The organism is Hydrogenophaga sp. L76 (assembly GCF_057654755.1).
Genome location: NZ_CM172807.1, coordinates 2,865,419 through 2,886,693 on the forward strand (window position 1 = coordinate 2,865,419; position 21,275 = coordinate 2,886,693).

Consider the following 21,275-nt stretch of genomic DNA (forward strand, 5'->3'; position numbering starts at 1 on the left):
ACTCCGAATGAAGGGCAGTGGGCTCAGGGGTTCTCGCCTTGCGACTGGTAGGCGCGGACCAGGTGGTCGTCCGCCGGTGTGTCGAGCCAGTCGACCTTGTCCATCTTGCGCACCACCACGAACTCGTCGCGGTTGGTGCCGATGGTTCCGTAGTAGTTGAAGCCGTAGCTCAGCTGCGCGTAGCCGCCGATCATGTGGGTCGGCTTCAAGACGATGCGGGTCACCGAGTTGTGGATGCCGCCGCGCACGCCGGTGATCTCCGACCCGGGGGTGTTGATGATCTTCTCCTGCGAGTGGTACATCATCACCATGCCGGGGTTCACGCGCTGGCTCACCACCGCACGCGCCGCCACGGCGCCGTTGATGTTGAAGAGCTCGACCCAGTCGTTGTCTTCAATGCCGGCCGACTTCGCGTCGTCTTCGCTGAGCCAGACCACGGTGCCGCCGCGGTTGAGCGTGAGCATCATCAGGTTGTCGCTGTAGGTGGAGTGGATGCCCCACTTCTGGTGCGGCGTGATGAAGTTGAGTTGGATCTCTTTGTTGCCGTTGGGCTTGATGTTGTGGATGCCCTCGGTGGTCTTCAGGTCCACCGGCGGGCGGTAGCTGCCAAAGCCTTCACCGAAGGCGATCATCCAGGGGTGGTCCTGGTAGAACTGCTGGCGGCCGGTGAGGGTGCGCCACGGGATGTATTCGTGCACGTTGGTGTAGCCGGCGTTGTAGCTCACCGTTTCGCTCTCGATACCGCTCCAGGTGGGCGAGCTGATGATCTTGCGCGGCTGCGCCTGGATGTCGCGGTAACGGATCTTCTCGTCTTCGCGGTAGACCGCCAGGTGGGTGTGGTCGCGCCCGGTTTGCTTGCCCAGCGCTTCCCAGGCCTTCACGGCCACGTGGCCGTTGGTCTCGGGCGCGAGCTGCAGGATCACCTCGCAGGCGTCGATGTCGGTGACGATCTTTGGCATGCCCTGCGACACGCCTTCGTCCAGCGTCTTGCCGTTGAGCTGGCCGAGCTGTTCGACCTCGGTGCCGGTCTTCCAGCCGATGCCCTTGCCGCCGTTACCCAGTTTGTCGAGCAGCGGCCCCAGGGCCGTGAAGCGCTTGAAGGTGTTGGGGTAGTCGCGCTCGACCACGGTGACCTGCGGCGCCGTCTTGCCCGGGATCAGTTCGCAGTGGCCTTTTTTCCATTCCTTGACTTCAAAGGCCTGCGCCATTTCGCCGGGGGTGTCGTGCATGATGGGCGTCAGCACCACCTCTTTTTCCACACCCAGGTGGCCGACGCAGACCTCGCTGAAGGACTTGGCAAACCCCTTGTAGATCTCCCAGTCGCTGCGGCTCTGCCACACCGGGTCCACCGCCGCCGACAGCGGGTGGATGAAGGGGTGCATGTCGCTGGTGTTGAGGTCGTTCTTCTCGTACCAGCTGGCGGTGGGCAGCACGATGTCGGAGTACAGGCAGGTGGTGCTCATGCGGAAGTCGAGCGTGACCAGCAGGTCCAGCTTGCCTTGCGGCGCGTTCGGGTGCCACTTCACTTCGGCCGGCTTGGCGTCGTCCTTGCCGAGGTCCTTGCCCTGCACGCCGTTTTCGGTGCCCAGCAGGTGCTTGCAGAAATACTCGTGGCCCTTGCCGCTGGAGCCCAGCAGGTTGGAGCGCCACACGAACATGTTGCGCGGCCAGTTCTGCGGTGCGTCCGGGTCTTCGCAACTCATCTCCAGCGTGCCATCCTTCAGGGCCTTGACCACGTAGTCCTTGGTGTCCAGGCCGGCGGCCTGCGCGTCCTGGACCACCTGCATCGGATTCGTCTTGAGCTGCGGTGCGCTGGGCAGCCAGCCCATGCGTTCGGCGCGCACGTTGAAGTCGATCATGCTGCCGCTGAAGGCGGCCTTGTCGGCGGCGCTCAGGGTGGGCGAGACGATCTCTTCCATGCCGAGCTTCTCGTAGCGCCACTGGTCGGTGTGGGCGTAGAAGAAACTGGTGCTGTTCATCTGGCGCGGCGGGCGCACCCAGTCGGTGGCAAAGGCCAGCGGCACCCAGCCGGTCTGCGGACGCAGCTTTTCCTGGCCCACGTAGTGCGCCCAGCCGCCGCCGCTCTGGCCGATGCAGCCGCACATCATCAGCAGGTTGATGACGCCGCGGTAGTTCATGTCGGCGTGGTACCAGTGGTTCATGGCCGCGCCGATGATCACCATGGACTTGCCGTGTGTCTTGTCGGCGTTGTCGGCGAACTGGCGTGCCACGGTGATGACCTGGTCGCGTGGCACACCGGTGATGCTTTCCTGCCAGGCCGGCGTGTAGGCGGCGTCGTCGTTGAAGTCCTTCGCGCCACTGCCCAGACCGCGGTCGATGCCGTACTGCGCGACCTGCAGGTCGAACACGGTGGCGACCATGGCGTAACGTTCTTCACCGGCCTTGCCCAGGCGAAGGCGCACCGCGGGCACCTTGGCGTGGTTGATCTCGCCGTTCTGTGCGTTGGCGGTGAAGTGGGGCGTGGCGTTGCCGCCGAAATACGGGAAGCCCACGTCCACCACCTGGTGTTCCTGCTCGCCGTCTTCGATCACCGACAGCTTGAGCTTGACGTCGCTGTTGCCGCGCGCCTCTTTGGACTCCAGGTTCCACTTGCCTTCGTCTTCGCGACCGGGCTCGCCCCAGCGGAAGCCGATGGAGCCGTTGGGAAGCACCGCTTTGCCGTCGGTGTCGAAGGCCACGGTCTTCCACTCGGGGTTGCTCTTCTGGCCCAGCTGGCCGTTGAAGTCGCTGGCGCGCAGGTAGCGGTCGGGCACCATGGTCACCGTGCCGTCGGGCAGGGTGTGTTCCTTCAGCATCACCAGCAGCGGCAGATCGGTGTAGCGGCGGGCATAGTCGTCGAAATAGCTGCTGCGCTGCTTGCCGCCATCGGGGAAATAGAACTCTTTCAGCGCCACATGGCCCATGGCCATGGCGAGCGCGGCGTCGGTGCCCTGCTTGGGGTGCAGCCACAGGTCGGACAGCTTGGCGACTTCGGAATAGTCGGGCGTGATCGCCACCGTCTTGGTGCCCTTGTAGCGCACCTCGGTGAAGAAGTGGGCGTCGGGCGTGCGGGTCTGGGGCACGTTGCTGCCCCAGGCGATGATGAACGAGCTGTTGTACCAGTCGGCCGATTCGGGCACGTCGGTCTGTTCACCCCAGACCTGCGGGCTGGCCGGGGGCAGGTCGCAGTACCAGTCGTAGAAGCTCATGCACACGCCGCCAATGAGCGACAGGTAACGCGAGCCGGCGGCGTAGCTCACCATGGACATGGCGGGGATCGGCGAGAAGCCGATGACGCGGTCGGCGCCGTGCTGCTTGATGGTGTAGACGTTGGCCGCGGCGATGAGCTGGTTGACCTCGTCCCAGGTGCTGCGCACGAAGCCACCCATGCCACGCACCTGCTGGTAGTCGCGCCGGGCTTCGGGGTCTTGCTGGATCAGCGCCCAGGCATCCACCGGGCTCTTGCTGACCGTGAGCGCGGCGCGCCAGCGTTCCAGCAGGCGCCCGCGCACCATGGGGTATTTCACGCGGTTGGCGGAATACAGGTACCAGCTGTACGAGGCCCCACGGGCGCAGCCGCGCGGCTCGTGGTTGGGCATGTCCCAGCGCGTGCGCGGGTAGTCGGTCTGCTGGGTTTCCCAGGTGACGATACCGCCCTTGACATAGATCTTCCACGAGCACGAACCGGTGCAGTTCACACCGTGCGTGCTGCGAACGATCTTGTCGTGCGCCCAGCGGTTGCGGTAGCTGTCTTCCCAGGTGCGGTCTTCGTTGGTGGTCAGGCCGTGGTTGCCGGCGAAGGCTTCCTTGGGCAGGCTGAAGTGGGTCAATCGGTCCAGAAAGTGGCTCATGGGTGGCTCCGGTTGGGGTGTGTTGTGTGGGTCATTGGCTGTTTATTCGGTTGCTGGTTCATCGCGAGGTGCGGGCCTGCTCTTGTGGGGGCCGAGGGCAGCGGAGCGAACGGTTCCGTTCGTGTCCCCCGGCCTGCGGCCTCCTCCTTTACCTCACTGCACCATTCACCCCACTGCCCTCGGCTGCCAGCGTGTGGGTGCGCTGACTGAAGACCTTGGTGCGCCAACCTCGTTGGCTGACTCAGGACGGTGTGGCGCTCCGCTCCGGTAGGTAAAGGAGGAGCCCGAAGGGCGGGGGACACGGACGGAGCGGAGTGCCACGCCGGCCTGAGTCCCGAGGCAACCGTGGAGCGAAGTGACTTCATGGGTTCTTGAACTCCGAGTCCGCCCGCAGATAGAACCACCAGTTCAAAACGAGGCAGACGGCGTAGAAGATCGCAAAGCCGTACATCGCGAACTGCGGCGTGCCGGCCTTGATCTGGGCGCCGATCACCACCGGGGCGATGAAGGCACCGTAGGCGGCAACGGCCGAGGTCCAGCCCAGCACGGGGCCGGCCTGCTGGCGGTCGAAGATGACGCCGATGGTGCGGAAGGTCGAACCGTTGCCGATACCGCTGGCGAAGAACAGCACGATGAACAGGCCAATGAAGGCGGGGAAGTACTGCTCGGGCGTGGCCGAGCCGTAGGCCATCATCATCACGTAGCCCACCGCGCCGGACGCGAGCACCATCACGGCCGAGATGACCTGGGTGACGATGGAGCCACCGACCTTGTCACTGATCCAGCCGCCGATGGGGCGCACCGCAGCGCCGACGAAGGGGCCGATCCAGGCGTAAGTGAGGGCCGAGGGCGCATTCGGGTTCTTCAGCGTGTGCGTCATGACACCGGCCGCATCGGCCACGTGCTGGAAGCCGAAGATCACCGTGATGGCCAGCGGCAGCACCATCGAGAAGCCGATGAAGCTGCCGAAGGTGACGATGTAGAGCGCGGTGAGCGACCAGGTGTGCTTGTTGCGGAAGATCGCGAACTGCTTGCTCACGCCCTCCTTCATGGGGCCGAAGGCCGCCAGCTTCATCATCAGCAGCGCGAGGATGATGTCCAGCGGGATCGCCACCCACATGTTCAGGATGCCCAGGCCGGTGGGTGCCGGCAGGTACAAATAGAGCATGAAGATGGCCGGGATGAAGGCCAGCGTGTACAGGTAGGTGACCTTGGCGAACGCGGCGATCGGGTTGCCTGCATCGGGCGACACCGTCTTCAGGTTGTTCATGCCGAACCAGGCCAGGATCGACAGGGGAATCAGCGAGATCACCCAGGCAAAGCCGGCGTTCTGGATCCAGGTGGGCGTGCCGGCGGCGATCTTGCCGAAGATCCAGCCGCTGTCTTTCACCAGCGTCATGGACTCACCGCCGAGGGCGCCCAGCAGCGGCACCGTCATCACCAGCGGGATCACGATCTGCATCGTCGTCACGCCGAAGTTGCCCAGGCCGGCGTTCAGGCCCAGCGCCGTGCCCTGCAGCCGCTTCGGAAAGAAGGTGCTGATGTTGGACATGGAGGACGCAAAGTTGCCGCCACCCACGCCCGACCACAGCGCCAGCAGCTGGAACACCCACAGCGGCCACTCGGGGTGCTGCAGCGCCACGCCGGTGCCGATGGCCGGGGCCAGCAGCATCGCGGTGGTGAGGAAGATGGTGTTGCGGCCGCCGGCCAGGCGCACCAGGAAGGAGGCCGGGATGCGCATGGTGGCACCGGCGATGCCCGAGATGGCGGTCAGCGTGAAGAGTTCGGCCTGGGTGAAGGGAAAGCCCAGGTTGAGCATCTGCACGGTGATGATGCCCCACATGCCCCAGACCGCGAAGCCGCAAAGCAGCGCGGGCACCGAGATCCAGAGGTTGCGGTAGGCGATTTTTTTGCCTCTGGTTTCCCAGAAGCGTTCGTCCTCGGGCCGCCAGTCGGCGATGTCGGCCCCGTGGTCGCCGGCAGCGGCGCCCGAGGCAGACAGGTTGGCTTTGGTGTTCATGGTGGTGTGTGCCGACCGCGGGGGTCAGTTCTGAAGGGAAAAGGGTTTGGCGTCGGTGCCCATGACGGGGGTCTGGCGCACCTCGGTCCAGTACATCCAGATCAGCGAGACCCAGACCACGCCGTACATCAGCATGAAGGCGCTGGAGCGGATGCCGGTGAGGTCCATCAGCGCGCCGAACATGATGGGCAGCACGAAGCCGCCCATGCCGCCGGCCAGGCCGACGATGCCGCTGATGGCGCCGATGTTTTTCGGGTAGTCGTCGCTGATGTACTTGAAGACGCTGGCCTTGCCGAAGGCCCAGGCGATGCCCAGGATGAACATCAGGCCGGTGAACATGTAGACATTGAGGCCGATGTGGAAGGTCTTGGGGCCGTCAACGGTGGCGATGGTGAAGTCGGTCTGCGGGTAGCTCAGCAGGAACAGGCAGATCCAGCTCACCCACATCACCCACCAGGTGACCTTGTGGGCGCCGAACTTGTCCGACAGGATGCCGCCGATGGCGCGCAGCACGCCACCGGGCAGCGAGAACGCTGCGGCCAGCAGGGCGGCGACGCGGATGTCGAGGCCGAACTCACCGACGTAGTACTGCACCATCCAGAGCGAGAGCGCCACGTAGCCGCCGAACACGATGCTGTAGTACTGGCAGTACTTGATGACCTTGGGGTCCTTCAGCGACTTGAGCTGGTCCTTGAAGGTGACGTTGCTCGGCACCAGGTGCGCCGGGTCGCTGTGGCTGAAGAGCCAGAACAGGATCACCGTGCCCAGCATGATGGCCGCGTAGACCTGCGGCACCATGGTCCAGCCGAAGGCGACCAGCAGCACCGGCGCGACGAACTTGTTGACCGCAGCACCCGAGTTGCCGGCGCCGTACACGCCCATGGCCATGCCCTGGCGGTTCTTCGGAAACCAGCGCGCCACATAGGGCGTGCCGACCGAGAACGAACCACCGGCCAGGCCGACGAAGAGGCCGATGGTGAGGAAGTGCCAGTAGGCGGTGGCGTAGCTCATCATCCAGATCGCCGGCACGGTGAGCGCCATCAGGATGGTCATCACGATGCGGCCGCCGTAGCGGTCGGTCCAGATGCCCAGCGGCACGCGCACCAGCGAGCCGGTGAGCACCGGCGTGGCCATCAGCAGGCCAAACTGCGTGGAATTGAGGTCGAGCGCTTTCTTGATCGGGATGCCGATGACGCCAAACATCATCCACACCATGAAGCAGACGGTGAAGGCCAGCGTGCTGACGATCAGCACCGACCAGGCTTTCCGTTGATTGCGAAGTTCAGAGGCCATGTTTTTCTCCTGAGGCATGACAGGAATGTCTGCTTTTCGCGCCCGGCCGAATATCCACCGATGGTGGCGCGAGCACAAGGCAGACGAACGATGGCCCGACAACCGGCATCGTCCGGAAGAACTACCCCGGAGTCGGAATCACGCCGACTTGATGTGGATCAAGCGGATTTCAGGCCAGACCGCGGCTGGTGGCGTAGACCGCGGCCTGCACGCGCGAGCTCAGGCCGAGCTTGCGCAGGATGTGCTGCACGTGGATCTTCACCGTGGTCTCGGCGATGTCGAGCGCGCGCGCGATCAGCTTGTTGCTGTCGCCGCGCGCAATCAGGACCAGGATCTCGCGCTCGCGCGGCGAGAGCAGGTCGGGCGATGGGCCGCTGGCCGGTTCCAGGGGGGCAGGCGCGCTCTCGGCCGGGCGCGCGCGGAACACCGAGACCAGCTTGGTCAGCATCTCGGGGCTGATCACGGATTCACCGTCGAGCACCTTGACGATGGTGTCGCCCAGGTGGTCGGACTCCACCGTCTTGAGCAGGTAGCCGTCGGCGCCGGCGCGCAGGGCGGCGGCCAGGTCGTCTTCGTTTTCGCTCACGGTGAGCATCAGGATGCGCGTGCCCGGCGCGGCGTCTTTCAGCGCGGGAATGGCGTCCACCCCGCGCACACCGGGCAGGTGGTTGTCGAGCAGGATCACGTCGGGCCTGGGCGCCTGCGCCAGGCAGCGCAGGGCTTCGCCGATGTCACCCGCCTCACAGATCACCTCGAAGCGCTCGTCCTGCGACAGCAGGGCCCGCAGGCCGCGGCGGAACAGGTTGTGGTCGTCGACCAGCAGCAGCTGGATGCGGGGCGCGGGGGCTTGGCTCATGGGGCGGGCAGGGTCTCGGACAGTTCTTGCAGGTTCAGGCCCAGCGTGCCGATGCCACGGCCGCTCACCGGGTACGGGGGCAGGGTCAGGGTCACCGTGGTGCCCTGGCCGGGGCTGGACACCAGCTCGACGCTGGCACCGATGCGTTCGGCGCGCTCGCGCATGATCTTCATGCCGACGTGGTTCTCGCTGCGCTGCTGCCGGGTGTCGAAGCCGGCGCCATTGTCGCGCACGGCAAAGCGCCAGTGCGCGCCCTTGAACACGTCGAGGCTGACGTGGCTGGCGCCGGCGTGCTTGCGCACGTTGGACAGCGCTTCCTGCAGCACATGCAGCACCTGCACCTGCACGTCGGCCGGCAGCGGCAGACCCTGCCCATCGAGCTGCAGGCGCGTGGGCAGACCGGTCTGGTGCTGGAACTTCTGCAGCGTTTCCTGCAGCGCGGCCTCGATGTCGTCGGTGTTGGTGCGGGTGCGGAAGTGCACCAGCAGCTCGCGCACGTCGTTGATGCTCTCTTTCAGTCCGGCATCGAGCTCGTCCAGCGTGGAACTCACCTGGTCGGGCTGCTGCTTCTGCAACGCGCTGCGCAGCAGGCCGGCCTGGATCTTCAGGAAAGCGAGCGATTGTGCGATCGAGTCGTGCAGCTCGCGCGCCAGCAGGGCGCGCTCCTCGCCCACCGCAGCCTCGCGCTCCAGTGCCGCCGCGCGCAAACCTTCGAGCGCGCTGGCCAGGTGGCTGGCGAGCGCGTCGAGCAGCTCGGTCTCGTCGGCGTTGAGCTGCACGTCGCTGCGGAAGAACAGGTCGATCTCGCCGATCAGCCGCTGCTGCAGGCGCACCGGCACACTCACCAGGCTTTCATAGCCCGCGCGCGCGCAGTGCCGCATGGGCGCGTCGTCGTGGCTGTGGATGGGGATGACGCGCGTGCGGGCGTCGGGCTTGAGGTTGCCACAGGCGCAGGCGCCGGCCAGCAGGCTGCGCTCTTCCTCCTGCATCTCCTGCGGAAAACAGTCGGAGGCCAGCATCAGGTAACGCTGGTTGGCTTCGTCGGACCAGCGCACCGCCACCGCGTCGGCCTTCATGACCTGGCGCACGCGCTGCGAAAAGCCGCGCGAGAGTTCCTCGATGGTGTTGGCCTGGGCCAGAAAGGCGCTCACCTCGTACAGCGATTCCAGCCGGGCGCGCTGCGCCTCGATGCGCTGCGTCTTGGCCTGCACCTTGGCCTCCAGCCCCTCGTAGAGCGACTGCAGGGTGCTGGCCATGCGGTTGAAGCCGGCAGCCACCTGGCCAAACTCGTCCTGCGTGTCAACGTCGATGCGGGTGCCGAATTCGCCCGCTTCCACCTGCGCCAGCACCCTGCGCAGGTGCGCCAGCGGGTTGATGACATAGAGGTAACCGGTGTAGAGCATGATCACCGCCCCGCCAATGGCCAGCGCCATCATCACGAACTGGAACAGGTTCAGGATGGCGGTGTAGCCCGAGAGCTGCTTCTCGATCACCAGCACGAAGCGGTCGATGGCGTCGACAAACTCGCCCGCGGCCTGCAGCGAGCGCGCCGCATCGGGTGGCTGCTCACCCAGCCACAGCGGGCGCTGGTTCTGCCAGAGCGCCTCGACAATGACGAACTGCTGGGCCACCTCGTCGTCCCAGGGCACGAACAGCGGACGGCTGGGGTCGCCGCTGCGCAGCAGGCCCAGGCTGCCGTCGAACTGGGACACCAGGGCCTGGACCTCGCTGGCCGGCAGCTGGGCCGCCACCGCGCTGTTGAGGCGCCAGGTCTGCATGCGCATGCGGCCGGCTTCGTTCACCGCCGCGGCACCGCCTTCGAGCTGCCAGGTCACCCACAGCGTGAGCCCGATCGAAGCCAGCGCGACGACCAGCAGGCTGGCGCCGATGCGGATCAGCTTGATCGAGAGCGAGACGGTGGATGGCATGACCGTAGGTTAGCGGCTTTGCACCGACCCCGATACCAGCCCGTTGCACACCCGGGGCCGGAGACCCCGGCACGGGCAGGGGTTTGCACGGCGCCAGATCGTCAAACTAATGTGCATTTAAAATGCATCTTTTAGCGCCATCGATGCCATGTCAAATCCCCGCGAACCGGCGGCCCAGCCGGTGTTCTTTCCCTTGCTGGACCAGCAGCAGAAGATCTACCCGCGCTCGGTCAGCGGGCGCTTTGCGCGCTGGCGCTGGGTGATGGTCTGGCTGACCCAGATCGTGTTCTACGGCCTGCCCTGGCTGCGCTGGAATGGCCGCCAGGCGGTGCTGTTCAACCTGGAGGATCGGCACTTTTATGTGTTCGGCCTGGTGCTGCAGCCGCAGGACTTCATCTACCTCGCCGCGCTGCTGGTGCTGTCGGCACTGGCGCTGTTTTTCGTCACCGCCATCGCCGGCCGCGTGTGGTGTGGCTACGCCTGTCCGCAGACCGTCTACACCGAGATCTTCCTCTGGATCGAGCGGCACACCGAAGGCGACCGCAGTGCGCGCATGCGGCTGGACGCCCGGCCCTGGGGGCTGGAGAAGCTGCTGCGCAAGGCCGGCAAGCAGGTGGCCTGGATCGCCATCGCGCTGTTCACCGGTTTCAGCTTCACCGGCTATTTCATCCCCATCCACAGCCTGGCCGGGCAGAGCCTGGCGCTGACGCTCACGCCCTGGGCCACGTTCTGGGTCTTCTTCTACGGCTTCGCCACCTACGGCAACGCCGGCTTCATGCGCGAGCAGGTGTGCAAATACATGTGTCCTTACGCGCGCTTCCAGAGCGCGCTGATCGACATGGATTCCATGGTCATCGCCTACGACACGAAGCGGGGCGAAAACCGCGGTGCGCGCTCGCGCAAGGCCGACCCCAAGGCGCTGGGCCTGGGTGACTGCGTCGACTGCACGCTGTGCGTGCAGGTGTGCCCGACCGGCATCGACATCCGAAACGGTTTGCAGAACGAATGCATCGCCTGCGCGGCCTGCATCGACGTCTGCGACGAGGTGATGGACAAGATGGGCTACGCGCCCGGCCTGATCCGCTACTCGTCGGGCAACGGCATCGAGCAGGGCTGGTCGGTTGCGCGCATGCTGCGGCGGGTCTGGCGCCCGCGCGTGCTGGTCTACGCCGCCCTGCTGCTGGTGCTGGGCAGCGCCTTCGTCTGGAGCGTCGGGAACCGCAGCGACTACGGCGTGGCGCTCAGCCGCGACCGCGGCGCGCTGGCGCGCCAGACCGGCAACGGCGACGTGGAAAACACCTACCGGATGCAGATCACCAACAGCCTGGAGCGACCGCGCGACTACATCACCCGGGTCACCGGTCTGGAGGGCCTGCGCCTGGACACGGCGGCCGAACTGTCGGTGGGCGCCAACGGCACCGCCAGCATGCCGGTGCGCCTGGTGCTGCCGCTCGCATGGGCACAGCGCCACAGTGGCCAGACACTGCCGGTGGCGATCGAGGTCCTGCCGGTGGACGGTCCAACGGAGCCAGCGCTCACCGTGCGCACGACCTTCGTCGTGCCGCGTCACTGAGCGGCTCAGCTCAGTTCCTGAAGGCAGGCAAGCCCGGTACCAGCTGGATGCGGGCAGCCGATTTCGCGCCACCGACAGCCGGCATGGGCGCAATCAGGTCGGCCAGTGTCACCCCGTCGAGCACCGCGAGGTAGCTGTCCATCGCCTGCTGCAGCGCGCCCTTGAGGCGGCAATAGCCGTCGAGCCGGCAGGTGTTGTGCTCGCTGTCGAAACATTCAACCAGGGTGAAGTCGGTCTCGGTCTGGCGGATCACGTCGCCCAGCACGATCGCCTGCGCCGGCTTGAGCAGGCGCAGACCGCCGCCGCGACCGCGCGTGGTCTCCAGCAGCCCCAGACCCGAGAGCGTCATCACGATCTTGGTCAGGTGGCTGCGCGAGATGCCGTGGGCCTCGGCGATCTCGCTGATGGTGGCGGGCTTTTCGCGCTGCGCGCAGGCGGCGCAGTACATCAGCACCCGCAGGCTGTAGTCGCTCCAGTGGGTCAGTCGCATGCCGGGATCTCCTGGCGGCGGGGCATCGTTCTTCCGGATACCCCGTGTCGTTCTGAGGAAATATTCACCTCGTCTGAATTTTATCTTTTAATACATGCATTCGTTGTGAATATTTAAGGAAGCCCCATGAACCACGCCGCCACCGTTGCCATCCCCACCGCCGACCGCGCCCAGCAGGCCATTGGCCAGATCGCCGTCAACCTGCCGGGATCGACCGCGGTGTTCCGCCGTCTCAAGCTCGACTTCTGCTGCGGTGGCCAGGTGCCGCTGCAACAGGCCTGCGCCAGCAAGGGCCTGCCGCTGGACGCGGTGCTGGCCGAACTCGCGGAACTGGAGCGCCCGAGCGAACTGCCCGCCACCGAATCGCCCGAAGCGCTGGTGGACCACATCCTCACGCGTTACCACGCGGTGCACCGCGAGCAGCTGCCCGAACTGATCCGCATGGCCCGCCGCGTGGAGGCCGTGCACCGCGAGAGCCCCGACGTGCCGGTCGGACTGGCCGATCTGCTGGAGACCATGGAGGCCGAACTGCTGGGCCACATGGCGCTGGAAGAACAGGTGCTGTTCCCCTTGCTGCGCAGCGGTGGCCAGGGTGCGGACAGCGGGCCGATCCAGGCCATGCGCGACGACCACACCGGCCACGGCGCGCAGCTCGAACGCCTGATGGCCCTCACCGACGACGCCAACCCGCCGCGCGGCGCCTGCAACACCTGGCGCGCCCTGTACGCCGGCATTGCGCAGCTGTCCGACGACCTGATCAACCACATCCACCTGGAGAACAACGTGCTGTTCCCGCAGTTCGAGGCCCAGGTGCAGACCGGCTGCGGATCGGCCTGTGGTTGTGCCTGACTTGCGCCAGATCAAGCCATGAGCCCCTTGACCCAGGTCAACGCCCGCGCGGCGGGCGGTTGATAAGGTCGCGCCGGCCTGGCTCCGGCCTGTCCGCCATGCCCCGTTCACGACCTCCTTCTCTATGGCCATCGAACCCACGCAAGAAGCCCACCCCTACCTGGACTTGGTCTGCCCGGCCGGCAGCCTGCCCGCGCTCAAGGCCGCGGTGGACCACGGCGCGAACTGCGTCTACCTGGGCCTGCGCGACGCCACCAACGCGCGCAATTTCGCCGGCCTGAACTTCGACGACGCGGCCATCGCCAGCGGCGTGGCCTACGCGCATGCGCGCGGCTGCCAGGTGTTCATGGCGCTCAACACCTACCCCCAGGCCGCGCAGCCGGAGCGCTGGCGCGAGGCGATGGACAAGGCGGTGAACCTGGGCGTGGACGCGGTGATCCTCGCCGACCCCGGCCTCATGCGCTACGCCACGCAGCGCCACCCGCAGCTGCGGCTGCACCTCTCGGTGCAGGGCTCGGCCACCAACCCGGAAGCGATCAACCTCTACCACCGCGAGTTCGGCATTTCGCGCGCCGTGCTGCCGCGCGTGCTCTCGCTCGACCAGGTGCGCCAGGTGGTGCAGAAGACACCGGTGGAGATCGAGGTGTTCGGCTTTGGCAGCCTGTGCGTGATGGTCGAAGGGCGCTGCGCGCTCTCGTCCTACGTCACCGGCGAATCGCCCAACACGCACGGCGTGTGTTCACCCGCCAAGGCGGTGCGCTGGCAGGAAACCCCGAAGGGCCTGGAGTCGCGCCTGAACGGCGTGCTGATCGACCGCTACGCCACCGGCGAAAGCGCGGGTTACCCCACGCTGTGCAAGGGGCGCTTTGATGTGGAAGACGACACCAGCTACTACGCGATCGAAGAGCCCACCAGCCTCAACACGCTTTCGCTGCTGCCGCAGCTGGCGCAGATGGGCGTGCGCGCGATCAAGATCGAAGGGCGCCAGCGCAGCCCGGCCTACGTGGCCCAGGTCACGAAGGTCTGGCGCGAAGCCATCGACAGCTGCCAGGCCCAGCCCCAGCACTACACGCCCAGGAGCGCCTGGATGGCCTCGCTCGACCAGGTCGCGGAAGGTCAGCAACACACCTTGGGCGCCTACCACCGTCCATGGAAGTGAACATGAAACTTTCTCTCGGACCCCTGCAGTACTACTGGCCGCGCCAGACCGTGTTCGACTTCTACGAGGCCATGGCCGCCACCGCGGTGGACATCGTCTACCTCGGCGAAGTCACCTGCTCGCGCCGCCACGAGCTGCGCCTGTCCGACTGGCTCGACGTGGCCGAGCTGCTGCGCTCGGCGGGCAAGACCGCCGTGCTCTCCACCCAGGTGCTGCTGGAGTCGGGATCGGACGTGAGCGCGATGCAGAAGGTCGCGGCGAACACCGACTTCCTGGTCGAGGCCAACGACATGGGTGCGGTGGGGGCACTGGCCGGTCAGCGCGGTTTCGTCGCCGGCCCGCACCTCAACATCTACAACGGCCCCTCGCTGCAATGGATGGCGTCGATGGGCGCCACGCGCTGGGTCGCGCCGCTGGAGATGCCGCGCCAGGACCTGGCCCTGCTGCAGCAAGAGCGCCCGGCCGGCCTGCAGACCGAGGTGTTCGTGCACGGCCGCCTGCCGCTCGCTTTCTCGGCCCGCTGCTTCACCGCGCGCCACCGCAACCTGCCCAAGGACGACTGCCGCTTCAGCTGCATCGATCACCCCGACGGCCTGATGCTCAAGACGCGCGAGCAGGCCGAGTTCCTCGTGCTCAACGGCATCCAGACCCAGTCCGCACGGGTGCACAACCTGATCGACGCCTGGGACGATCTGTGCACGCTCGGCGTGGACGTGGCGCGCATCAGCCCGCAGTCCTTGCACACGGCCGAGGTGATCGGCCTGTACGACGCGGTGCGCCGCAAAACGCTTGCGGGTCCTGCGGCGCGCGCTGCCCTGCTGCCTCTGCTGCCCGACCGCGACTGCAACGGCTACTGGCACGGCCAGCCCGGGCAGGACCGCATCGAACCCGCCCTCGCCTGAAAGCCCCCATGCACACGACCACCACCGCCCGCACCGACACCCACCACGTGCTGCCCGCTCCGGTGGGCGCCCTGCTCGGGCGCCTGCCGGCCTACCCCGGCTCGATGCTGCTGGTCACCGCGCTCAACCTCGTGCTCGCGCGCCAGCTGCCGGCCGACGTGCGCCAGCGCCTGCAGGGCCAGCGCATCCGCATCCAGGTGCGCGACGCCGGCCTGCGCTTCGACTTCGTCTGGCGTGGCACGCTGTTCCGTGCCTGCCCGCCGCAGCCCGAAACCGAGCTGACGCTGAGCGCCAACGCGCACGACTTCGTGCGCCTGGCCCGGCGACAGGACGACCCCGACACCCTGTTCTTCAACCGCCGCCTCTCGATGGAGGGCGACACCGAGCTCGGCCTCGTGGTCAAGAACGCGCTCGACGCGCTGGAATTGCCGGTGTTCGATGCGCAGCACTGGACGCCGCCGCGCGTGTGGGAGCGCCTGCGCGCACGCCTGGCCAGCCCAGCCGCGGGCTCGCGCCCCTGGCAGCGATGAGCACGCCAGCGAGCCGCGCCGCCGCAGCCCGCCCGCTGGTCTACGCCTGCTCGGGCTGCTCCAGTGCCGCGCAGCTGGCCAACCATGTGGCCGTGCGCCTGGACCGCGCCGGTCTGGCCGAGATGTCGTGCATCGCCGGCGTCGGCGGCGACGTGCCCTCGCTGCTGAAAACCGCGCGCTCGGGCCGCCCCATCGTGGCGCTCGATGGCTGCCCGCTGGTGTGCGTGAAGAGCAGCCTGGCGCGCCACGGCATCGTCCCCGACCAGCACCACCAGTTGCAAACCTATGGCGTGCGCAAGCGCCAGCACGAAGACTTCGACCCGGAGCAGGCCCAGCAGGTGCTGGCGCAGGTGAGCGCCGGTCTGCACCAGCTCGCCGCGACCGAACCGACGGCTGCAACGGCGACGGAACCCGAACCAGAGGCCCTGCATGACTGAGGCCCCTTCCGCCCAGCGGCGCCTGCTGGTGGCCATCACCGGCGCCAGCGGCGCGGTGTACGGCCTGCGCCTGCTGCAGGTGCTGGGCGCGATGTCCGGTGTGCAGGTGCACGCGGTCGTGTCCGACGCCGGCTGGCTCACGCTGCGCCACGAACTGAAGCTCGCGCATGACGCGCTGCGCCCGCTGGTGCACACGCTGCACGACGCGGCCCACCTCGGCGCCGCGCCGGCCAGCGGCTCGTTCCGCTGCGACGGCATGGTCATCGCGCCCTGCTCCATGCGCACGCTCGCGGCCATCGCCCACGGCCTGTCGGACAACCTGGTCACCCGCGCGGCCGACGTGATGCTCAAGGAACGCCGCCGGCTCGTGCTGATGACGCGCGAGACCCCGCTGCACCTGGGCCACCTGCGCAACATGACCACGGTCACCGAGATGGGCGCCATCGTCTGCCCACCCATGCCCGCCTTCTACCTGCGGCCCAAAACGCTCGACGACATCGTGGACGCCAGCGTGGCGCGCGTGCTCGACCTGCTGGACGTGCCGCACACGCTGAGCCAACGCTGGCAGGGCATGGACATCGCGCCCGCATGACTTACAGGGATCTGCGCGACTTCATGGCCCAGCTGGAACAAACCGGCGAGCTGCGGCGCATCAACGAACCGGTCTCGCCGCACCTGGAAATGACCGCGCTGTGCGACCGCGTCCTGCGCGCCGGCGGCCCGGCCCTGCTGTTCGAGCGGCCCACCGGCCACCGCATGCCGGTGCTGGGCAACCTGTTCGGCACCACCGGCCGCGTGGCGCGCGCCATGGGCGTGGACAGCCTGGCCGATCTGCGCCAGTTCGGCGAGGTGCTCGCCGCACTCAAGGAGCCGCAGGCGCCGGGCGGGCTGAAAGACATGGTGGCCCTGGGCGGCCTGCTCAAGAAGCTGTGGCACATGACGCCGCAGGAGCACGCGTCGGCACCCTGCCAGGACGTCGTGTGGGAAGGCGCCGACGTGGACCTGGCGCGCCTGCCCATCCAGCACTGCTGGCCCGGCGACGTGGCCCCGCTCATCACCTGGGGCCTGGTGATCACGCAGGGCCCGCACAAGCCGCGCCAGAACCTGGGCATCTACCGCCAGCAGGTGCTCTCGCGCAACCAGCTCATCATGCGCTGGCTCGCGCACCGCGGCGGCGCACTCGACTTCCGCGACCACGGCCGGCTGCACCCCGGCCAGCCCTACCCGGTGGCGGTGGCGCTGGGCGCCGACCCGGCCACCATCCTGGGCGCGGTCACGCCGGTGCCCGACAGCCTCTCCGAATACCAGTTCGCCGGCCTGCTGCGCGGCGCGCGCACCGGCCTCGTGCGCGCCCTGGGCGTGCCGCTGCGCGTGCCGGCCTCGGCCGAGATCGTGCTCGAAGGCCACATCCTCCCCGACCCCTCGCACGCCAGCGGCTTCCAGCACGCGCTCGAAGGCCCCTACGGCGACCACACCGGCTACTACAACGAACGCGCCGAGTTCCCTGTGTTCACGGTCGAGCGCATCACGCAACGTCGCGACGCGATCTACCACTCCACCTACACCGGCAAGCCGCCCGACGAACCGGCCGTGCTGGCGCTGGCGATGAACGAGCTGTTCGTCCCGCTGCTGCAGCGCCAGTTCCCCGAGATCACCGACTTCCACCTGCCGTCCGAGGCCTGCAGCTACCGCATGGCGGTGGTGCAGATCCGCAAGGCCTACGCCGGCCACGCGCGGCGCGTGATGATGGGCGTGTGGAGCCACCTGCGCCAGTTCATGTACACCAAGTTCATCGTGGTCGTGGACGAGGACATCGACGTGCGCAACTGGGGCGACGTCATCTGGGCCATGAGCACGCGCATGGACCCGGCGCGCGACAGCTTCACCATCGAGCACACGCCCATCGACTACCTCGACTTCGCCTCACCCGTGAGCGGTCTGGGCAGCAAGATGGGGCTGGACGCAACGAACAAGTGGCCCGGCGAGACGCAGCGCGAATGGGGCCGCGTGATGGCCATGGACCCGGCCGTGCGCGAGCGCATGGACCGGCTGGGCGAACAGCTGGGGCTGTAGGCCAGGGCGGGCCGCCCCGGCGGCGGGCGTCACCACCAGAAGAACAGCAGGCCCCAGCCGCCGGCGATCAGCAGCGCCCCCGCGGCCATCGGCACCAGGGCCGCCAGGCGGCGGGGGATCGACGCGCCGTACCGGGCCGTGCAGCGCCACGCCAGCCACAGGCTCCAGGCGGCGGCGCCCGCCAGCAGCAGGGCGCGCGCCGTGCCCACCCAGGGCAGCGCCACGCCCTCGTGCCGCAGCATCGACAGGGTGGTCATCGACAGCCCCAGAAACACCCCGCAGCCGCCCAGCGGCACGTAGGCCAGGGCCAGGTGATGCCGGGCACCGGGGCGCCCCAGCAGCCGCGCGCCTGCGACGCACAGCGCGTACAGCGCCGCGCCCAGGAGCACGCCCGTGGCCAGGATGTAGCTGGCGATCAGGGCGCCGTCGAGCCAGGAGAAGCTGTCGTGGTTCTGGGGGTAGTGCGTCAGCAGCCACCACGGCGCGTTGTCGGCGAGCATCCACACGCCGCCGTGTTCGATCAGCCAGTCGGCGGCCGCCACGCGCAGCGTGACGTACCAGGGGCTGGCCGCCCAGTGGAAGGCCCCCATCGCCACGCCGATCAGGCCGAACAGCAGCAGCACCGTGTCCCAGCCCCCGGCGGCCCGTTGCCCGTTCACCGAGATCTCCACCCCCGGCGGTCGCAGGGCCAGCGCCACGGCGTCGCGCTGGCCGCTGCAGCGCCCGCACATGTGGCAGGCCGACGCGCCCTCCATGCGGCGGATGTCGATCAGGGGGGCGCAGTTGGGCAGGGCGACGATGCCGCCGGTGCGCGCCTCCCAGCGCGCGCGGTCGACCCGGAAGTGCAACGGCGCCAGCCGCGCCAGCAGGCCGAACACCCCGCCGACCGGGCACAGGTGGCGGCACCACACCCGCTTGCCGCGCCCGTACAGCAGGCCCACCACCACCGCCGCGACCGTGGAGCCGCCCAACACGAGCAGCGCCGCCTGGGGGTACTGGTAGACGCTGACCAGCTGGCCATAGACCGTGGTGATGACGAAGGCCGTGCAGGGCCAGCCGCCCCAGCGCATCCAGCGCGGGATGCCGCGCCCGCGCCCGTGGTGGCTGACGGCCTCGCTGAGCGCGCCCTCCGGGCAGAACACCCCGCACCACACGCGCCCCAACAGCACCATGCTCAGCAGCACGAAGGGCCACCAGACGCCCCAGAACAGGAACTGCGCGAACAGGCCGAGGTGGTTCAGGATGCGCGCCTCGTCGTCGGGCAGTGGCAGGAACGCCGGCAGCACCACCAACACGCCGTAGAACACCACGATCGCCCACTGGATGCCGCGGATCAGGCGCCCGTGGCGGCGCATGGTGTGGCCCAGCGCCGCCAGCGCGCCCACGGGGCGGCCCGGTGCGGCGCTCATGGAACCACCGTGGCAGGACGGACCCGCGCCGGCTGGCCGGCGCGCAACAGCGCCACCACACCGAGCCAGAACCCGGCGTAGGCCAGCACCGTGGTCAGCGCGGGCTGCGCCCGGTAGCCGGTCAGCGCCGCGAGCAGGCCGCCCACGGCGCCGCTGTCGTCCAGGAGGTCCGCGCTGTTCCAGAGCGGGTCCACCAGCGTGGGCAGCACGTCCAGCGAAATCAGCCGGTCCACCGCGTTGACCCACAGGGACGCGGCAAGCAACAGCAGCAGGGCCTCGCTGATGCGGAAGAAGCTGCGCCACGACAGCCAGCGCCGGCCCGACCGCAGCAGCCAGAAGCTCGCCAGCGCCAGCCCCAGGCCCAGCAGCGCCGAGGCGGCGAAGCCCATCTGGCCGGCGCCGGTGTGCCGGCCGGCCACGCCGTAGAGAAAGATCACGGTTTCGCTGCCCTCGCGCGCGATGGCCAGCGCCGCCAGCAGCGCGATGCCCCAGCCGCTGGCGCGCGCGAGCTGGCCCGCGGCCTGCTGTTCAAGGTCCTGGCGCAGGGCGCGCCCATGGCGGCGCATCCACCACACCATCTGCAGGATCAGCGCCGCCGCGCTCAGCACCATCGCGGCCTGGAACCATTCACCGGACTCGCCGTCCAGCACACTGGCCGCACCCAGCATGAGCAGCGCCAGCCCGAGCGCGGCGGCCAGGCCCAGCGCCACGCCCGCCCAGAGCCAGCGCAGGCCCCAGGCCCGGTCGGGGCGCTCGCTGAGCCAGGCGTGCAGGATGCCGACCACCAGCAGCGCTTCCACGCTTTCGCGCCAGGTGATGAAAATGACTTCGCCCATGCGTTCTTGCCTCAGTGATCCATCACTTCGCCACGATGGCGCCCTGCCCCGTGGTCTGGTGGAAATCGTCGAAGAAGCGGTAGCGACCCGCGTCCAGCGGACGGAACACCAGCGACGAGGTCACGCCCGGCGCCAGCACCTTTTCCTTGCGCAGCTCCAGGCTCTCGAACTCCACCGGATCGCGCCCGGCGTTGGTGATCTCCAGCCGGAACTTCAGCCCCCGAGGCACCACCAGCTCCGCCGGCTCGAACCGCCCGTCCCGTGCCGTGAGCCGGTAGGTCGGCATGTCGTCCGCATGCGCCAGGCCCAGGGCCGACCCCATGAGCAGCACCGCCACCAGCCGCACACTCCAGGTCAACCAGCCGGAGCGCGAGGCAGCCCAGCCCAGGACACCGCCGGGCCGGCTCCGCCGGACGGCGGGTGTCGCCCCCTTGAGGGGGTCGCGCGCAGCGCGGCAGGGGTGGACCATCAATACCCGCCTTTCTTGCCCGTGCCCGCGTAGGTGAACTCGTAGCTCACGTCGAAAGGCTTGAACCACGGGGCGACGCCGGTTTCCTTGTCGGTGTGGCGGCCAAAATGCGCCGCGTGGTCGCCGGGCGGGCTGATGCGCAGGGTCAGCTTGTATTTGCCGGGACCCATCAGCTTGACGTTGTCGCCGTAGTGCGGGCCGTCGGAGGCCACCATGGGCATGAAGTGGCCGCTGACCTTCTCGGTCGTGCCCAGCTTGACCAGCTCGAAATGAATGCTGAGGTGGGGCATCCAGGCCCCTTCCTCGAAGCCGTTCGGGTGGTCCTTGAGCGCGTGGATGTCGGCTTCCAGGTGGATGTCCGAGGCCTCGGCCTTGCGCATCATGCCCTCGGGCTCCATCTTGACCGGTGCCAGGTAGACCGCGGCGATCTCCATGCCGGCCACCTTGTGCGGCGTGCCGATCGGGAATTCCTTGGCATGGGACGGCAGGGAGAACAGGACAGCGCCCGCCAGGGCGATCGCGAGCAACGGGTGGTTCATGTGGTGATCCTTAGGGTGGTGAGACAGCCCGATGGCTGAATGCAGGGCGATGCTAAACAAG

The 21,275-nt window shown here is 68.0% G+C and carries 18 protein-coding genes; 8 read left to right on the forward strand and 10 right to left on the reverse strand.

What is annotated here, in order from left to right; translation table 11 throughout:
• Positions 1–23: 23 nt before the first annotated feature.
• From AC23D4_RS13805 to AC23D4_RS13825, 5 genes are all read right to left on the reverse strand, one after another.
• Positions 24–3,851 carry a nitrate reductase subunit alpha gene (locus tag AC23D4_RS13805; protein ID WP_472889877.1) on the reverse strand — a complete coding sequence of 1,276 codons (3,828 nt, stop codon included), beginning with the start codon at positions 3,849–3,851 and terminating at the stop codon, positions 24–26.
• Between the two features lie 361 nt (positions 3,852–4,212).
• A complete protein-coding gene (locus AC23D4_RS13810; protein ID WP_472889876.1) occupies positions 4,213–5,871 on the reverse strand; it encodes an MFS transporter in 1,659 nt (552 codons plus the stop codon).
• Positions 5,872–5,895: 24 nt separating this feature from the next.
• Positions 5,896–7,164, reverse strand: a complete 1,269-nt coding sequence (locus tag AC23D4_RS13815; RefSeq protein WP_472889875.1) for an MFS transporter — start codon at positions 7,162–7,164, stop codon at positions 5,896–5,898.
• Between the two features lie 169 nt (positions 7,165–7,333).
• Positions 7,334–8,020 (reverse strand): response regulator, encoded by a 687-nt coding sequence (locus tag AC23D4_RS13820; protein ID WP_472889874.1) that lies wholly within the window; start codon positions 8,018–8,020, stop codon positions 7,334–7,336.
• On the reverse strand, positions 8,017–9,948 hold the full coding sequence (locus AC23D4_RS13825; protein ID WP_472889873.1) for a type IV pili methyl-accepting chemotaxis transducer N-terminal domain-containing protein: 1,932 nt from the start codon (positions 9,946–9,948) through the stop codon (positions 8,017–8,019). Before AC23D4_RS13825 ends, AC23D4_RS13820 begins: the two co-directional genes overlap by 4 nt.
• A gap of 148 nt (positions 9,949–10,096) precedes the next feature.
• Between AC23D4_RS13825 and ccoG the strand changes: the two genes are divergently transcribed.
• The gene (gene ccoG, locus AC23D4_RS13830; protein ID WP_472889872.1) at positions 10,097–11,521 is read left to right on the forward strand and encodes a cytochrome c oxidase accessory protein CcoG; all 1,425 of its coding nucleotides are present in this window, start codon (positions 10,097–10,099) and stop codon (positions 11,519–11,521) included.
• 10 nt (positions 11,522–11,531) lie between these two features.
• On the opposite strand, the gene AC23D4_RS13835 is transcribed toward ccoG, so the two are convergent.
• Complete coding sequence (locus tag AC23D4_RS13835; RefSeq protein WP_472889871.1) at positions 11,532–12,011, reverse strand: Rrf2 family transcriptional regulator; 480 nt, start codon at positions 12,009–12,011, stop codon at positions 11,532–11,534.
• A 126-nt stretch (positions 12,012–12,137) separates the two neighbouring features.
• Here AC23D4_RS13835 and ytfE point away from each other — a divergent pair, with 126 nt between their 5' ends.
• The 7 genes from ytfE to ubiD all read left to right on the forward strand — a co-directional run bounded on the left by ytfE (position 12,138) and on the right by ubiD (position 17,961).
• The gene (gene ytfE, locus AC23D4_RS13840) at positions 12,138–12,860 is read left to right on the forward strand and encodes an iron-sulfur cluster repair protein YtfE (RefSeq protein ID WP_472889870.1); all 723 of its coding nucleotides are present in this window, start codon (positions 12,138–12,140) and stop codon (positions 12,858–12,860) included.
• A 124-nt stretch (positions 12,861–12,984) separates the two neighbouring features.
• A complete protein-coding gene (gene ubiU / locus AC23D4_RS13845; RefSeq protein ID WP_472889869.1) occupies positions 12,985–14,019 on the forward strand; it encodes a ubiquinone anaerobic biosynthesis protein UbiU in 1,035 nt (344 codons plus the stop codon).
• A 2-nt stretch (positions 14,020–14,021) separates the two neighbouring features.
• The gene (gene ubiV, locus AC23D4_RS13850; protein ID WP_472889868.1) at positions 14,022–14,921 is read left to right on the forward strand and encodes a ubiquinone anaerobic biosynthesis protein UbiV; all 900 of its coding nucleotides are present in this window, start codon (positions 14,022–14,024) and stop codon (positions 14,919–14,921) included.
• An 8-nt stretch (positions 14,922–14,929) separates the two neighbouring features.
• Positions 14,930–15,451 carry a ubiquinone anaerobic biosynthesis accessory factor UbiT gene (gene ubiT, locus AC23D4_RS13855; protein WP_472889867.1) on the forward strand — a complete coding sequence of 174 codons (522 nt, stop codon included), beginning with the start codon at positions 14,930–14,932 and terminating at the stop codon, positions 15,449–15,451.
• Entirely contained in the window at positions 15,448–15,888 is a 441-nt protein-coding gene (locus tag AC23D4_RS13860) for a putative zinc-binding protein (protein ID WP_472889866.1), read from the forward strand. The genes ubiT and AC23D4_RS13860 overlap by 4 nt, the downstream gene beginning before the upstream one ends.
• A complete protein-coding gene (locus AC23D4_RS13865; RefSeq protein ID WP_472889865.1) occupies positions 15,881–16,480 on the forward strand; it encodes a UbiX family flavin prenyltransferase in 600 nt (199 codons plus the stop codon). The genes AC23D4_RS13860 and AC23D4_RS13865 overlap by 8 nt, the downstream gene beginning before the upstream one ends.
• Entirely contained in the window at positions 16,477–17,961 is a 1,485-nt protein-coding gene (gene ubiD, locus AC23D4_RS13870) for a 4-hydroxy-3-polyprenylbenzoate decarboxylase (RefSeq protein WP_472889864.1), read from the forward strand. The genes AC23D4_RS13865 and ubiD overlap by 4 nt, the downstream gene beginning before the upstream one ends.
• Positions 17,962–17,990: 29 nt before the next feature.
• Here the strand turns inward: ubiD and AC23D4_RS13875 are convergent, their stop codons facing one another.
• The 4 genes from AC23D4_RS13875 to AC23D4_RS13890 form a co-directional block, all read right to left on the reverse strand.
• Entirely contained in the window at positions 17,991–19,370 is a 1,380-nt protein-coding gene (locus AC23D4_RS13875) for a 4Fe-4S binding protein (protein WP_472889863.1), read from the reverse strand.
• Complete coding sequence (locus AC23D4_RS13880; protein WP_472889862.1) at positions 19,367–20,206, reverse strand: FTR1 family iron permease; 840 nt, start codon at positions 20,204–20,206, stop codon at positions 19,367–19,369. The genes AC23D4_RS13875 and AC23D4_RS13880 overlap by 4 nt, the downstream gene beginning before the upstream one ends.
• Before the next feature lie 22 nt (positions 20,207–20,228).
• Positions 20,229–20,528, reverse strand: a complete 300-nt coding sequence (locus tag AC23D4_RS13885) for a cupredoxin domain-containing protein (RefSeq protein WP_472889884.1) — start codon at positions 20,526–20,528, stop codon at positions 20,229–20,231.
• Between the two features lie 146 nt (positions 20,529–20,674).
• Positions 20,675–21,214: an iron transporter gene (locus AC23D4_RS13890; protein ID WP_472889861.1), complete on the reverse strand. Its 540-nt coding sequence runs from the start codon at positions 21,212–21,214 to the stop codon at positions 20,675–20,677.
• Positions 21,215–21,275: the final 61 nt, after the last annotated feature.

Bases quoted from the DNA above. Each gene is read 5' to 3' on its own strand.
- AC23D4_RS13860 (WP_472889866.1), top strand. From the start codon at position 15,448: ATGAGCACGCCAGCGAGCCGCGCCGCCGCAGCCCGCCCGCTGGTCTAC.
- AC23D4_RS13890 (WP_472889861.1), bottom strand. From the start codon at position 21,214: ATGAACCACCCGTTGCTCGCGATCGCCCTGGCGGGCGCTGTCCTGTTC.
- ubiT (WP_472889867.1), top strand. From the start codon at position 14,930: ATGCACACGACCACCACCGCCCGCACCGACACCCACCACGTGCTGCCC.
- ubiV (WP_472889868.1), top strand. From the start codon at position 14,022: ATGAAACTTTCTCTCGGACCCCTGCAGTACTACTGGCCGCGCCAGACC.
- AC23D4_RS13805 (WP_472889877.1), bottom strand. From the start codon at position 3,851: ATGAGCCACTTTCTGGACCGATTGACCCACTTCAGCCTGCCCAAGGAA.
- AC23D4_RS13820 (WP_472889874.1), bottom strand. From the start codon at position 8,020: ATGAGCCAAGCCCCCGCGCCCCGCATCCAGCTGCTGCTGGTCGACGAC.
- ubiU (WP_472889869.1), top strand. From the start codon at position 12,985: ATGGCCATCGAACCCACGCAAGAAGCCCACCCCTACCTGGACTTGGTC.
- ccoG (WP_472889872.1), top strand. From the start codon at position 10,097: ATGTCAAATCCCCGCGAACCGGCGGCCCAGCCGGTGTTCTTTCCCTTG.
- AC23D4_RS13875 (WP_472889863.1), bottom strand. From the start codon at position 19,370: ATGAGCGCCGCACCGGGCCGCCCCGTGGGCGCGCTGGCGGCGCTGGGC.
- ubiD (WP_472889864.1), top strand. From the start codon at position 16,477: ATGACTTACAGGGATCTGCGCGACTTCATGGCCCAGCTGGAACAAACC.
- AC23D4_RS13835 (WP_472889871.1), bottom strand. From the start codon at position 12,011: ATGCGACTGACCCACTGGAGCGACTACAGCCTGCGGGTGCTGATGTAC.
- AC23D4_RS13880 (WP_472889862.1), bottom strand. From the start codon at position 20,206: ATGGGCGAAGTCATTTTCATCACCTGGCGCGAAAGCGTGGAAGCGCTG.
- AC23D4_RS13810 (WP_472889876.1), bottom strand. From the start codon at position 5,871: ATGAACACCAAAGCCAACCTGTCTGCCTCGGGCGCCGCTGCCGGCGAC.
- AC23D4_RS13885 (WP_472889884.1), bottom strand. From the start codon at position 20,528: ATGGGGTCGGCCCTGGGCCTGGCGCATGCGGACGACATGCCGACCTAC.
- ytfE (WP_472889870.1), top strand. From the start codon at position 12,138: ATGAACCACGCCGCCACCGTTGCCATCCCCACCGCCGACCGCGCCCAG.
- AC23D4_RS13865 (WP_472889865.1), top strand. From the start codon at position 15,881: ATGACTGAGGCCCCTTCCGCCCAGCGGCGCCTGCTGGTGGCCATCACC.
- AC23D4_RS13825 (WP_472889873.1), bottom strand. From the start codon at position 9,948: ATGCCATCCACCGTCTCGCTCTCGATCAAGCTGATCCGCATCGGCGCC.
- AC23D4_RS13815 (WP_472889875.1), bottom strand. From the start codon at position 7,164: ATGGCCTCTGAACTTCGCAATCAACGGAAAGCCTGGTCGGTGCTGATC.